This is a genomic window from Collinsella aerofaciens, assembly GCF_040910185.1.
Taxonomy (GTDB): Bacteria; Actinomycetota; Coriobacteriia; order Coriobacteriales; family Coriobacteriaceae; genus Collinsella; species Collinsella aerofaciens_BF.
Genome location: NZ_JBDGBA010000021.1, coordinates 14,191 through 28,753 on the forward strand (window position 1 = coordinate 14,191; position 14,563 = coordinate 28,753).

The window sequence follows — 14,563 nt, forward strand, 5'->3', positions numbered from 1 at the left end:
CCTTCCACAGGCCGATAACAGGAACCTCACAGCGACCCTTAATGGCGGCGATGTCGGCAAGGCCCTGGCAGCGAATGGCGGCGGCGCCGCCGAGCTCGCAAGCGCGAGACATTTGAGCCATGGTCTCGGGCGTACGAAGCGGCTCGCCCATATACGCCTGAACGCTCACGACGAGCTTGCCCTTCAGGGATTGAATCAAAGGATCAACGGTCATGTTCGACTCAACCTTTCTCAAAACAGCCTTCTGAGACACCGCACCTTGACGTTCAAACCGTCGCTCGCGTACCGAAGCACGCTTCGCCCCTCTTTCACGTCAATCTGCGGCACCTCAGAAGGCGCACTTGGTAGTTATGTTTACTTCAACGAAGCAAGAAGGTGATCGGCGGCACCGATGAGCGGAGCATCGCCCTCCAGAGAACCGATGAGGATCGGCGTGTCCTGAAGAGGATCGAGCGCCTGGCTGGCATAGCCCTCGTGCACCGAGTCCTTCCACGTCTGCGAGCGCCAATCGGGACCTTGGTGAATCACACCTCCCGAAAGCACGATGACCTCGGGATCCAAGATGTTAGCGAGCGAGCCCAAGCTGGCACCCAGCGCAAAGCCGGCGTCATGGATGACCTCGGTCGCCTTTGCGTCGCCCGCACGGCACAGGTCGTTCACATCGCGACCGACCGAAGGACGGCTGGGGTCGACGCGACCAAAGCGCTCATCGTACATACGACCAATGGAAGTGCCCGAAGCAACCGACTCAAGATGACCGGAACGTCCGCAGGCGCAGGGAATGCCGGCGGCAGCCGAGCACTCGATGTGGCCCATATGACCGGCAGCACCATGGAAGCCCTGCATCACGCGGCCGTTCTCGACATATGCGCCGCCGATGCCCGTGCCGATGCCCAGGCACAAGACGGAGAACTTGCCCTTGCCGACGCCCCAGTGGGCCTCGCCCAGAGCATGAGCCTGCACGTCGCCCACAACGGCAACGGGAAGACCAAGGTCCTCGCGCAGACGCGGCCCCAACTGAACGCCGGACCAGCCGGGCATAATCTCGTTGGCATACGCGATGGCGCCCGTCTTGGGATCGACGACGCCTGCGGCACCGATACCGACACCGAGGACCTCGACATCGGGATTCGCCTCAAGAGCGGCCTTGATGGACGCCTCGATCCGCTGGAAGACGGCCTCGCCGCCCTCCTGGGCCTCGGTAGGAACCTCGGCCTCAAATACGGGATGGGGCACGCTGCCGTCAGCCGGGTACTCCATAATGGCGGTCGCGATCTTAGTTCCGCCGATATCGACAGAGCAGACGTACTTGTTCTCCATGTCGTTCTCCTTAGGAGATAAAAACAACTACAGGAAATGCGCCGTCAGGCTAGCCGTCACAGCGCGGTAAAGGTTTTCCAGGTGCCCGAGATCGCCGAGAAACCGTGTGGCCATTGACCTAATGGGTCATGGCCACACGGTTGAACGGCGAGGTCGGGTGCCTGGGGAAGCTTTACAGGAGACCGTTGTCCTGGAGGACCTTCTTAATCGCCTCGACGTTCTCGCCGGTCATGGCCTTCACCGGGCGCGGCATGGTCGGGCTGTCGAAGATACCCATGAGGTTCATAGCGGTCTTGAAGGCGCCGACGCCACCGGCATAGCCCTGGACGCCCGAGGTGACATCCCAGATGTGGGAGATCTCGTTGAGGCGATCCTGCTCGGCCTTGACGGTAGCCCAGTCGCCGGCCTGAGCGGCCTTCCACTGACGCACGTAGCCCTCGGGCTCAACGTTGGCGAGACCCGGGACGGAACCGTCGGCGCCACCGAGGTAGGCACCGTCGACAACAACCTCGTGACCGGTGAGGATGCTCATCGGGTGGCCGTTCTTCTCGTTCTCCTGAACGAGGTAGCGGAACGAGATGTCATCGCCCGAGGAATCCTTGACGCCGGCCAGGACGCCCTCGGCGCCGAGCTTGGCAAGGAGCTTCCAGGGGAGCTTGGTGTGGACGCACACGGGGATGTCGTAGGCGAAGATGGGCAGGTCGAGCTCCTCGTGCAGGATGCGGAAGTGCTCCTCGACCTCGGTCATGCCCTGCAGGGCATAGAACGGGCAGGTGGCGACAAGCGCATCGGCGCCCAGCTCCTGAGCGACCTTACCATGCTCGATCATGCGCTCGGTCTCGGTATCGATGATGCCGACCAGAACGGGAACGCGGTGGTCGACGATGCGCACGGCCTCGGCGACAATCTGGCGACGGCGCTCGTCGGTGGAGAAGACGACCTCGCCCGAGGAGCCCAGGAAGAACAGGCCATCGACGCCGGCATCGATCATGCGGTTGATGCTGCGCTCAAAGGAGGCAACGTCGAGCTGGTGGTCTTCGGTATCGGGAACAACGACGGGAGGGATAACGCCGGTGAATTTCTGAGTTGCCACAAGAATCTCCTTAGTTGTCTGGCGGGCGGCCCTATGCCACCCACTCTTGTTGGCAGTGTCCAGGCCGTCTAGGCCAAAGAACACGGGTAGAACGTTTGGTTAAAGAAGTCGACGACTTCGTTTTCGAACGCATTGATGCGCTCGTGAGCGTATTTGGCATAAATGATATGCCTTCGGTCACACTCAAGACCGTTGAATACGGCAAACTGACCCTTGGGATCGCTCACGGCGTCCATAAGCGATGTGCCCATGAGCACCGATCCGCGCACCCGAGACGACAGCGCCTCGAGGCCACCGGGAATTGGATTGGCAACCGCCGTGCAGGCAAGACCCTGCTCGTCCAGAGCAGAAACCGCCAGCGCGACTCCGCCGCCAAGGCCCTCGCCCCACGCAAAAATGCGATCGGAGTCCACGCCGTCAAGATTGCGCGCGACCTTCGCCAACGCGCAGCCCCAACGGACGCGCTCGACAAAAGCGGGCGAAGCAATTCCCCGCTGCAGGTCGTCCGCACCAGCAACATCGTCATCCAGTGCAAGCACGGCATATCCCATGGCGGCAAATCTCGTCATGTGATGCCAGCCGCGCACAGGCCGATCGATGTCGTGGAACATCAGGCACAGCGGCACGCGCTCAGATACTCGGGCACGACCAACAGGCTCAATCAAACGAGCGTGGACCGCATCGTCACCGAGCTTAAAGGAAACCTCCGAGTAACGGGCGCAAGGGTTAACAAAGTCAATTGCCGTAATGGCCAGGCCTTGAATCTCAAGGTTCGAAGCGCATGTCTCTAAATCAGAAACATCTGCTTGGACATCACCGTGCCAGTCCTGATATTCTGCGAGCCTTGACGAAACCGTTCCAGGAATTCCCACGAGCCCGGGGACTATCAGCTCGTCAACATTGCTCTCGCACTTAGACATGAGCCTCCCCTCCCTTGCAGAAAAACGGAATGATCAAATCATCAAAGTCCTGAATCTCCTCGTGGCCAAAGCCCTCAAAGAACTCATGACGCTTGTCGCAGGACAGGTTGTTGTACACCGCAAACTGCGTTGCCGGCGGACAGACGATATCGGCCGTGCCCGTGCCAAACAGCACGGGGCACTTGACCATGGGGGCAAAATTCTTGGAATCGAAGTACGCCAGCTTGGCATAGGCTTCCTCGATACGAGTCGAGTCCTCGTCAAACCAACGCGACCAATAGCGTAGACCCTCGTAGGCAATATCGTCGGCGTCCAGATCCCAAACCAGGCGGAAGTCCGACAGGAAGGGGTAGAGGATGGCGGCGCGATTGATAAGCTCGCTGTTAAGCGCGCAGGTCGCAATACCCAAACCGCCGCCCTGCGATGCGCCGTTCACATACACGCGGGTAAGATCGATGCCCTCGAGCTCGCGAACGATACGGCACAGAATGCGGATATCCTGATGTAGACGGACATAGTAGAGGTTGGCCGGGTCGCCGTCGATACCGGCGACGATATGGCCCGCAACCGTCGTGCCCTCAAATCCACCAATGTCCTCGGAGGGGCCTCCTTGGCCAGGACAATCGAGAGCAATGAGCGCCATGCCCATGCCCGCAAACGACGCCTGCTCAAACCAGCTGCGGCTTGCACCCGGATACCCATGGAACTGAAGTACCAATGGCACAGGCTCGTCCGAGACGGGTTTAAGGTACTTGGCATGCAGGCGTGCACCACACATGCCGGTATACCAGAGGTCGAAAAACCGACAGGTCGCGGAATCCGCAACCGAAGCCGCCTCAATCTCGTAGTCGAGCTCGACAGCGTCGGCCTCGGCCATGCGGTCCTTCCAAAAGAGATCGAAATCCGATGGACGGGGCATAGCGCCTCGATATTCACCAAATTGCTGTTGTAGCTCCTGAGCACTTGGCATGGCTCGTGAACCCAGCCTTTCGAAATCGCAACGGAGGTGCGCCCGGCAAGGGAACCGGGCGCACGGGAGGGAAAGCGAGGCTACTCGCCGAGCTTGGGATGCAGCAGCGACGGCGCAGCGCCGAGCAGCATCTTGGTGTAGGGGTCCTGAGGGTGCTGGAAGACCTGCTTGGCCTCGCCCTGCTCGACAATCTTGCCACCATTCATAACGATGATGTCGTCAGAGATATAGCGGACCGTCTGGATGTCATGGCTGATGAACACCATGGCCAGGCCGAGCTCCTTCTTAAGGTCGGTCAGCAGGTTCAGAATCTGCGCGCGGACCGAAACGTCCAGAGCCGAGGTGGGCTCGTCGGCGATGATGGCATCGGGGTTCAGCGACAGGGCACGGGCAATTGCGACGCGCTGTCGCTGGCCGCCCGAAAGCTGGCCGGGAAGAACCTCGGCGGCGGAGCTGGGCAGACCGGTGAGCTCCAAGAGCTCCTTGACGCGCTTCTCCTGCTCGGCCTCGGTACCCAAGTTGTGGACGCGCATGGGGTCGAGCAGTTGCTCACGAACGACCATGCGGGGGTTGAGCGCCGTGGCCGGGTTCTGGAACACGACCGAGATGACGCGGCCCATGTGGCGACGGTCCTCGGCGGTACGCTTGGTAACGTCCTTGCCCTTAAAGTAGACCTTGCCGCTCGTGGGGGCCTGCAGGCCGCACATGACGTTAGCGGTGGTGGACTTTCCGCAACCGGACTCGCCGACGATGCCGATGGTCTGTCCGGGCATGAGCTTAATCGTTACACCCTGGACGGCGTGAACCAGGTTGGGGTGCAGAATCGAGCCGGTACGGGTCCTAAAGGTGACGTGGACGTCATCAAGGAAGATGATCGGCTCGACGCCGTTGACTGCGGTCTCGCTCATCTACATCACCTCCGCGTGAGGGGTCAAACCATTTGCCTTGAGCACCTCGTCGGGGAGCTCGGAATAGAAGTGCTCGGTGCCGGGCACGCGCTTGAAGACCGGACGGGTGTCCAGGCCAATGCGCGGATGGCTCGAGCGGGGCGCGAAGCGATCGCCCTTGGGGAAATCGCGCGGGCTCGGAACGGCGCCGGGCACCTGGTGCAGGCGGCCCGAACCGCTCTCGATGGACAGGACGGAGCCCAGAAGGCCGCGGGTGTACTCGTGAATAGGGTTGGTGAGCAGCTCCTTGGTGGGCGCCTGCTCGATAACCTGACCGGCGTACATAACCGTGATGTTATGAGCGACCTCGGCGACCAGTGCCAGGTCGTGCGAAACGAAGATCATGGCAAAGCCGAGCTTGGCCTGAAGGTCGTTAAGCAGCTTGATGACCTGCTTCTGGACGGTAACGTCCAGAGCGGTCGTGGGCTCGTCGCAGATGACCAGCTTGGGGTCGCGGGTAAGGGCCATAGCGATCAGGACACGCTGACGCTGGCCGCCGGAAAGCTCGTGCGGATAGCTCTCGAGCGTGCGTTTGGGATCGAGGCCGACGAGCTCCAGGAGCTCCTCGGCGCTACGGGTTCCGCCGCGCTTGGTGAGCTGCTTCATCTGGGCAGAGATGAGCATGGAGGGGTTGAGCGAGGACAGGGCGTCCTGATAGACCATAGCGATATCGGTACCGCGCAGGCCGAACCACTCCTTCTTGCTCATCTTGAGCAGGTCACGGCCCTCCCAGAGGACCTCGCCGGAAAGGTGCTCGTCATCGTCGGTCAGGCCCATGATGGCCAGCGTGGTGATGGACTTACCGCAGCCGGACTCGCCTACCAGGCCCATGGTCTGGCCGGGACGGACGTCAAAGTTGACGTGGTCGACGACGTTGATGTCACCGTGGTGCTCAAACTGGATGCAGAAATCGCGGACCGAAAGGATCGGCTCAACGGACTCATCGGGCACATGGCGATCGTCACGCTTGAGCTCGACATCGCGCAGGGCGCCAAGGCGAGCGGAGAGGGACTGGGCCTGCTCCTTGTAGGCGCGAACGGGGTCGGAGACCAGCAGGTCGGCCTCGCGACGCTTGGAGGAATCGGTCGGATCCAGGGCGGCAGAGGGAGCAGCGGCCATGGCGTCGGTAATGCCCTCGGAGAGGATGTTGAGCGCCAGGCAGGTGATCATGATGGCCAGGCCCGGGAACAGCGCCTGCCACCAACGGCCGGCGAGCACGCCGCCGCGGGCGTCGGCGAGGATGTTGCCCCAGGTAGCGGTGGGCTCCTGGATACCAGCGCCGATGAAGGTCAGCGAGGCCTCGAAGATGATAGCGTCGGCGACCAGGGTAACGGTGAAGACCATGATCGGGGCGATGCAGTTACGCAGAACATGCTTGATCAAAATCCACGGAGCCTTGGCGCCGGAAACGATGACCGCGCGGACATAGTCCTCGCCGTACTCGGACACGATGTTGGCGCGCACGATACGGGCAATCTGCGGAGTGTACATAAAGCCGATGGCGAAGATGATCGACGGCACGGAGTTGCCCAGGATGGAGACGAAGACGGCCGCGAGGGCGATGCCTGGGATGGACATGATGATGTCCAAGATACGCATGATCGTCTCGGAGACGGCCTTGCGCGAAACCGCTGCAAGGGCGCCAACGACCGAGCCGCAGACCAGAGCCATGGCAGTGGCGCCAAAGCCGATAATCAGCGAGTAACGACCACCGTAGAGCATACGCGACAGAATGTCGCGACCCTTATCGTCGGTACCGAAAATAAATCCGTTGCCGGGAGCCTGGCGAGCCGTAAAAATCTCGACCGGGCTATAGGGGGCAAGAAGGGGCGCCAGAATCGCAGTCAGGGCGACCAGCACCAGCACGACGGCTGCAATCTTAGAAGACAGCGTCATCTTCTTCCAGCCACCGAGCTTGAGCCCCTTGGAGGCAGCCTTCTCGAGCTGCTCGGTTTGCTTCTCTCGAATCTTTACCATAATCTACACCGTCCTGATGCGCGGGTTGATGAGCAGGTAGAGCATGTCAACCACGATGTTGATGATGATGAAGGCAAGAGCAACGACGATAACGACGCCCTGAACCAGGTTCGCCTCGTTGCCCTGAACGCCCTGCAGAATCGCGGTGCCCATGCCGGGGAGGTTGAAGATAACCTCGATGACGACGGCGCCGCCCATGAGGTAACCGATCTTAAGACCGAGGGTGGTGACCGGGGTGATCAGCGCATTGCGAAGAACGTTGATGCCGACGACGACCTTCTCGGGAACGCCGGCGCCGCGAGCCATACGGACATAATCCTTATCGAGCTCCTCGACCATGGCGGTACGCACGATACGAGTCATCTGGCCCGTCAGCGGAAATGCCAAGGCGATAGCGGGCATGATCATACGTCCCAGATAGCCAACCGGATTCGTGGTGAAGTGAGGCAGAGCACCCGATGCCGGGAGCACCTTAAGGTAGGAAGAGAACAGCAGGATCAACAGAACGGCAAGCCAGAACGACGGGGTTGCCAAGCCGGCGATGGAAAAGACGCGGATCACTTGGTCCGGCCATTTGTCGCGATACAGTGCTGCGATGACGCCGAGCAAAAACGAAACGACCGCACCGATGGCAAGACCGATGAAGGTCAGCTGCATCGTGACGGGCAGGGCCGTGGAGATGCGCTTGGCAACGGAGTTGCGAGCAGCACCATAGGTGCCCATGTCGCCATGGATCAGATCGCCCATATAGCGCACGTAGCGCACGGGCCAGGGGTCGTCCAGACCATACTTCTCATGGTACTCGGCAACCGCCTCGGGCGAGGCACCGTCACCCAACGCCGTGTAGGCGGGGTCGGTCTTGGAGAACGACATAAGGAAGAACACCAGGACGGTGACGCCCAATGCCATGATCGGCAGCGCCACAAGACGCCTTCCAATCAAACGTAGCAAGTTGTTCACGTTCTCTCCCCTTTCTTTTGTCGGTAGGACCAACTGGTATATGAGTACGGATACTCATTACAAGACCCGAGCGACATCGTTGCCGCCCGGGTCTTTGTTTCAACTATGAGGATACGGTCCCAACGACCGACATCCTGCATACAGACTCAAGCGAGTCTTACGCCTTGACGGTCGCAACGCCCCTGAAGGACATGCTCGTCGTGCCGATGCCCTTGAAGCCATCGAGGGCCTCGCCGTTGGGTGCAGTGGACGGATCGTCCCAGGAAGCGGAGACGGTCTTGACGTGGACAACGGGGTACAGAACGGCGTTGTCGGCAATGATGTCGAAGCACTCGTTCCACTTCTTCTGCTGCTCGTCGCCCTCGGCGGCAAGAGCCTCGTCCATGAGGCCGTGGAGCTTCTGCCACTCAGCGGACTCCTTCCACGGGCAACGGGTCTGCATCCAGACGTTGTCGCCGTACCACCAGTTGAGCAGCAGGTCGGGGTCGGCGCCGAAGCAGGAAGGATCGCCAGGGGCAAGGAGGATATCGTAGGCCTCGCCGCCGTCGATGGCAGCGTAAGTGGCCGGCGAGGTATCGGTCTGGATGGTCACATCGAAGCCGAGAGCGTCGAGGTCGTTCTTGACCTGGGCGGCCATGCCCTTAATCTGCTCGTTGTCGGTGGTGCGCAGGGTGATGGCACCCGGGGTGATGCCAGACTCCTCGATGAGCTTCTTAGCCTTCTTGGCGTCGGTCTTGTACACCGTGGAAGCCTCATGATAGTTGGTGAAGCTCTTGGGCAGGTAGCAGCTGGCAGCGGTGGCAAGGCCGGCGAAGGTGTTGCTGACCATCTTCTCGGTGTCGAGCGCATACATGACAGCCTGACGGACCTTGACGTTGTTCCAAGGCTCCTTGGCGACGTTGAACATGATGAAGCGGGTGCCGAAACCCTGAACGTTATCGATCTTGCAGCCGGCGCTCTCGAGCTGGTCGACGGCGTCAGCGGTAACGAGCTCCATAACGAGCGTGGAGCCCTCCTGCTGAGCGGTAACGCGAGCGGTGGGGTCGGTCAGGATGCTGTACTGGATCTTCTTATCCTCGGCAGCATACTCACCGTTGTACTCGGGGTTGGGAACCAAGGTGATCTCGGTATCGGAGATAGAGTCGTACATCCAGGGGCCGGAACCGATCGGCTGCTTGGCGCGATCCTCCTCGGTCTGGGTGGCCGGGGTAACGCGGACGATGGCCAGACGATCCTTGAGCAGGGAGAAGTTGGGGACCTTAGTCTTGACCGTCACGGTGCTGGCGTCCTTGGCCTCGATGGACTCGAAGGGCTGGAAGAACGGAGCATAGGTAGCGGAAGCGGCGCAAGCGGTGTAGGAGGCAACGACATCGTCAGCGGTGACCTCGGTGCCATCGGAGAACTTGGCGCCCTTGCGGATGGTGACCTCGAAAGTGGTGTCGTCCACAGACTTGGGATCGTCGGTGGCGAGCTCGTTGAAGGTGCTGTAGTCGTGGTAATCGATGCCGTAGAGGCCCTCGACGACGTGCCAGTTAGCACCCAGGCCCACAGCGGAGCCGGTGCTGGCGGGATCGAAGCTGGACGGAGCGTAAGCGGAACCAGCGGTGATCACGCCGCCGCCACGGTTGGCGGAATCGGTGGAGCCGGAAGCGGAACCCTCGTCGCTAGAGCTGCCACCGCAGCCAGTGAGACCAAGGCCGGCGACAGCAGCGACGCTGCCGGTGAGGCCGAGGAACGAACGCCTGGACATACCCTTGTTGATGATGGCCATGTCTTCTCCTATCAATAGAGAATCTTACTCGGGAGCACCTAGACGTGCCCCCGCGCAACTTGCGGACGATATATACCTTACCTACCGACGAACCCAACTGAGGTGCCGCGCTCGGCGACCGATACATACATACGCTTGAACGGTATTTACTACCGTTCACCGAATTCATTGACAAATGATTCGCCAGACAGTATGTATCGGCGAGGTGAGATATCAGTCTTCGTCAACCCGCAGGATAGCAGGGTTTTCGCTTGGGTTAGTCAAACGTTTTAGCGTTAATAAAACCCGAAACCAGCAGGCAATCATGGCGAAATAAATGGTTGAAAATCGCGCAATCATGTATATCAGTTGTTTAGGCTCGTGTTTAGCTATCGGAATGGCCAGCCGCCGCCTCGGTGCGCTCGGCATTCCATGCAACGAGCGCCTCGTGGACCGCCTTGGCAACATCGGCAGGTATGCCGCGAACTTCCGCGATCTCTTGCTCGCTCGCCGCGCGCAAACGCTTCATCGAGCCAAAATGGCGCATAAGGGCACGTTTTCTGGTGGGTCCCACGCCCGGAACGTCATCGAGTACCGAAACCGTCATGGCTTTATCGCGCAACTCACGGTGGAACGTGATGGCAAATCGGTGGGACTCATCGCGTACCTGTTTAATTAGATAGAGCGAAGCAGACCCGGTCGGCAGCACGACAGGAGTCTCGTCCCAAGGCACAAAAACTTCCTCGTCGGCCTTCGCCAAGCCACAAACTGGTATATCGAGCCCAAGAGCCTCAAGTTGCTTGATCGCAGCGGTCAATTGCGGCTTACCGCCATCGACAACGAGCAAATCGGGGCGCGAGCCAAAGCGCTCGTCGGCCATGCGCTCGGGAGCATAGCGTCGTCCCAAAACCTCGGACATCGACACGAAGTCGTTTGCCTCGTCCAATTCGGCCTGAATTTTAAAACGACGGTACTGGCTCTTGTCGGCGCGCCCGTTGGTAAACACCACCATCGAGGCGACCGTAAAGGTGCCATGCAGTGTAGAGATATCGAAGCACTCGATACGCAACGGCGGCGATGGCAGCGCCAACGCACTTTCGAGCTCCAGGAGCGCTTGATTGGTGCGGTCGTCAGCGTACCCCGTTCGCATCATGTAGCGCATGAGGGCATGGCGCGCATTTTTGGATGCCATATCGAGCAGACGGTGCTTTTCGCCACGCTGCGGCCTATGGAGATGGCAGGAACGCTCACGCTTGCCCGCAAGCCACTCCCCCAGCGCCTCCGCATCCTCAAGCTCGACGGAAAGGTTGACCTCAGCTGGAATATCAGCCGTCTCGTCGTAATAGCGCTTAAGAAAGCCCGACTGGAGCTCTTCCTCGTCAACATCAAGACCCTTGTCGAGAATGAACTCGCAGGTGCGAACTGTTCGGCCCTCGCGAACGACGAAGACGCAAGCGGCGGAGATGGTCTCCTCGCGATAGAACCCGATGACATCGATATCGACACTGGAGGGAAAAACGACTTGCTGACGATCGTCCAGACCCCTGATGACCTCCAAACGACGTTTGACGCGTGCCGCGCGCTCAAAGTCGAGCGCCTCGGCGGCATCCGTCATCTCGGAGGTCAGCTCATCGACGACATCCTTGCGATGGCCCGACAAAAAGCGCTCGACACGCTTGACGTTCTTGGCATAGTCTGCCGGGGAAATCGCGCCGACACACGCACCCGGGCCGCGCCCGACATGGTAGTCAAAGCAGGGACGCCCGTTTTGTGCGCAAATCATATTGACGATGTCTTCCTCGCCCTTGTGGGACTCGATGGTACGGCGACAACGACGCCACTCCGCACAGGATGCAGAGCAGATGGGGATAACCTTGCGCAGCGTATCTATCGTCTCACGTGCCGCACGGCTATCGGTATAGGGTCCAAAATAGCGCGTTCCCGGCTTATGACGCTCACGCGTGTATTTGATCGCGGGATACAGGTCGCCCTTTGTAATGGCGATAAAGGGGTAGCTCTTGTCATCCTTGAGGTCGACGTTAAAGTACGGATGGTACTGGCCGATCAGGTTGCGCTCGAGTACAAGCGCCTCATGCTCGGTTTCGACAACGATGTAGTCAAAGCTCGCCACCAGCTGCATCATCAGCGGGATCTTTTGACGCTCATCCTGCAGTGTCACGTATTGACGCATGCGGGCGCGCAGGTTTTTCGCCTTGCCCACGTAGATGACATCGCCCTTGGCATCCTTCCAAAGGTAGCATCCGGGCTGTGTGGGAACGCGCGAAACCTGCTCGGCAAGCGTTGGTATGTTGTCGTGACCGGCCACGCGCACCTACTTGCGACGAAGCAGCGCCGAGACCTCGGGCATCTTAAGGACGACGGCAAGGCCAAAGGTAACAACAAGCGAGGCGACACCCGCAACGCAAACGTAGCCAAGAGTAATCAGAATCGAGCCGCCAAGTGCCCCGACAAAGTGTTCAAGCGCCCACATGACGCCGGCGCCTGCGGCAGCACCTAGGCCACCGAGCAAAAGGCCAAAGAAACCGCCATGTAGGATAGATTTGACCTGAAGGCCACGCAGGCGACGACGCAGCCACCACAGCGAACAGCCGACCAAGATCACGTAGTCGACGACATACGAAAGCGCGATTGCCGGCATACCGAAGCCCAGCACAACGCCAAACAGCAGAACCGAGCCGGCCTGGCCGATGGCGGAATACAGGCAATAGCGGCTATAGGGCTTCATGTCGAGCAAGGCAGAGAAGCTCTTCTGCATCAACACGACCACGCCGTAGAGCGGCAGCGAGAGCGCCAGGTAGACAAGGAACTCGGACACCAGCGCCACGCCGGACTCATCAAACTTGCCAGCACAGTAGATCATATTGAGCGGACGTGCGAAGACAATCAGGTACAGTGCGAACGGAATCAGGAAGAACAGCATCTGGGCGACGCCACGCGAAATGCCCGTGCGAACGCTGTCGTAATCCTTCTCCTGTGCGTCATGAGAGAGCTCGGTATAGAGCGCCGTCGAAAGCGAGGCGGCAATCAGCGCGTAGGGCAGCGTGTACCACAGGCGCGCATAGGCGATGACGGAAGGACCCGTCTCGGGCTGGACCACCAGCGCGGCAGCGTTGGTGATAGAAGTCGAGACAAACATGCACACCGTGGCGAGCAGCGTCGGGATACCGAGCGCAATCGTCTGGCGCAGCGCGGGGTCCTTAAAGTCGATATGGATATGGGGATGCACGCCGTGCTTGCCAAGCGCGGGAATCTGACATGCCATCTGAACAAAGACACCGAGGGTCGTACCGGCCGCAATCAAGATGATGCCGGCACGTTCGCCAAACTGTGCGGACACGGGCGCAAAACCCATAAAGCTCGCAATGACGATCACATTGTTGAGGACCGGGGCAAACGTCGACCAAAAGTAGTCGCGGTGTGCGTTGAGAACGCCCGAGAACACCGAGCCCAAACCATAAAACAGAATCTGGATGGCAAAGAAACGGAACATGAACGCAGCGGTATCCATGCTGCCACCGTCACCCGAAAGGAACGATTGCGTCCAGATAAAGCCCGGGGCGAACACGGTCCCCAGCAACGAAATGCCACCTAGCACTAAAAGCAGAATGCCGAGCAGGTTGCCCACGTACTCGTTCGAGGCCTCGCGACCCTGCTCACGCCTCACGCCCATGTACACGGGCAAAAACGCCGTCACGAGCATGCCACCCATCACGAGTTCGTAGAGCATATTGGGCAGGTTGTTGGCGACCTGATAGGAGGACGAGAGTAGCGACATGCCGATAGCGGCCGCCATTGCCCACGTGCGGATAAAACCGGTGACGCGAGACACGATAGTCAGGATGGTCATAAGCCCGGCGGAACGACCAACCGTGGAGTAGTCCGACGAGCCCATGTCGTCAGTGTCATCTCGCGACGAAGAAGCTTCGGATGAGGGCGTCTGAGGCGCAGATTCTTTTGCAAAATGAGCTCCGCGCTTCAATTCTTCCTGCGGCATCGCTCAGTCCTCTCTCGTAATCGCGGCAACCGTCGCCCCGCAAAATGCAATTAAATCATCGGGTGCAAGCTCGAGCTGATAACCACGCTTGCCTCCCGAAATAAAAATGGTATCCCAAAGGACACACGTCTCATCAATGAGCGTCCGGTAGCGTTTTTTCATACCGACCGGGCTGCAGCCGCCGCGAACGTAGCCAGTCGCCGCAAGCAAATCCTTCACATGCATCATAACCAAGGACTTCTCCCCCGCGGCACGCGCGGCGGACTTTAGATCGAGCTCATCGGCAACAGGGATGCAGCACACGACATGGTCGTTGGACGGCGTCACGCAGACCAAGGTCTTAAATCCTTGACCGGGCTCCTCGCCAAGCTGCTCCGAAATCGCGACCCCCAGGCCCACCGACTCATCACCATCGTCTTCGTACGTATGTAGAACATAGGAAATGCCGGCGCTTTCCAGCTCGCGCATCGCATTGGTTTTTGGCGTCTTTACAGCCTTTGCCATGACATATCCTTTCCCTCGCATTCGGACGCAAAGATTAAGTATATGTCCAATTCGGCTGCATACGTCACTTCGGCACAGCAAGCGCCATCGAATCACAAGGAGTCGAT

Annotated in this window: 11 protein-coding genes and 1 pseudogene; all 12 read right to left on the bottom strand. The window is 59.7% G+C overall.

The genetic code is table 11. The features are described from left to right. A pseudogene (locus AB5Z54_RS08240) lies at positions 1-214 on the bottom strand (N-acetylmannosamine-6-phosphate 2-epimerase); the annotation flags it as partial. A 140-nt stretch (positions 215-354) separates the two neighbouring features. Then, positions 355-1,320: an ROK family protein gene (locus AB5Z54_RS08245; RefSeq protein ID WP_368161159.1), complete on the bottom strand. Its 966-nt coding sequence runs from the start codon at positions 1,318-1,320 to the stop codon at positions 355-357. A gap of 172 nt (positions 1,321-1,492) precedes the next feature. Next, positions 1,493-2,413 carry a dihydrodipicolinate synthase family protein gene (locus AB5Z54_RS08250; protein WP_138375023.1) on the bottom strand — a complete coding sequence of 307 codons (921 nt, stop codon included), beginning with the start codon at positions 2,411-2,413 and terminating at the stop codon, positions 1,493-1,495. A gap of 68 nt (positions 2,414-2,481) precedes the next feature. After that, entirely contained in the window at positions 2,482-3,333 is an 852-nt protein-coding gene (locus AB5Z54_RS08255) for an acetylxylan esterase (protein ID WP_368161161.1), read from the bottom strand. Then, positions 3,326-4,303, bottom strand: coding sequence for an acetylxylan esterase (locus AB5Z54_RS08260; protein ID WP_368161162.1), 978 nt, complete (start codon positions 4,301-4,303; stop codon positions 3,326-3,328). Before AB5Z54_RS08260 ends, AB5Z54_RS08255 begins: the two co-directional genes overlap by 8 nt. Positions 4,304-4,383: 80 nt before the next feature. After that, complete coding sequence (locus AB5Z54_RS08265) at positions 4,384-5,211, bottom strand: ABC transporter ATP-binding protein (protein WP_006236159.1); 828 nt, start codon at positions 5,209-5,211, stop codon at positions 4,384-4,386. Beyond that, entirely contained in the window at positions 5,212-7,227 is a 2,016-nt protein-coding gene (locus tag AB5Z54_RS08270) for a dipeptide/oligopeptide/nickel ABC transporter permease/ATP-binding protein (RefSeq protein ID WP_035138893.1), read from the bottom strand. 3 nt (positions 7,228-7,230) lie between these two features. Further along, complete coding sequence (locus tag AB5Z54_RS08275) at positions 7,231-8,187, bottom strand: ABC transporter permease (protein WP_035138896.1); 957 nt, start codon at positions 8,185-8,187, stop codon at positions 7,231-7,233. Between the two features lie 157 nt (positions 8,188-8,344). After that, on the bottom strand, positions 8,345-9,958 hold the full coding sequence (locus tag AB5Z54_RS08280; protein WP_035138897.1) for an ABC transporter substrate-binding protein: 1,614 nt from the start codon (positions 9,956-9,958) through the stop codon (positions 8,345-8,347). 364 nt (positions 9,959-10,322) lie between these two features. Continuing rightward, a complete protein-coding gene (gene uvrC / locus AB5Z54_RS08285) occupies positions 10,323-12,263 on the bottom strand; it encodes an excinuclease ABC subunit UvrC (RefSeq protein ID WP_368161164.1) in 1,941 nt (646 codons plus the stop codon). A 6-nt stretch (positions 12,264-12,269) separates the two neighbouring features. Beyond that, complete coding sequence (murJ, locus tag AB5Z54_RS08290) at positions 12,270-13,850, bottom strand: murein biosynthesis integral membrane protein MurJ (RefSeq protein ID WP_368161165.1); 1,581 nt, start codon at positions 13,848-13,850, stop codon at positions 12,270-12,272. A gap of 105 nt (positions 13,851-13,955) precedes the next feature. After that, on the bottom strand, positions 13,956-14,456 hold the full coding sequence (gene ybaK, locus AB5Z54_RS08295) for a Cys-tRNA(Pro) deacylase (RefSeq protein ID WP_117848725.1): 501 nt from the start codon (positions 14,454-14,456) through the stop codon (positions 13,956-13,958). Positions 14,457-14,563 lie beyond the last annotated feature (107 nt).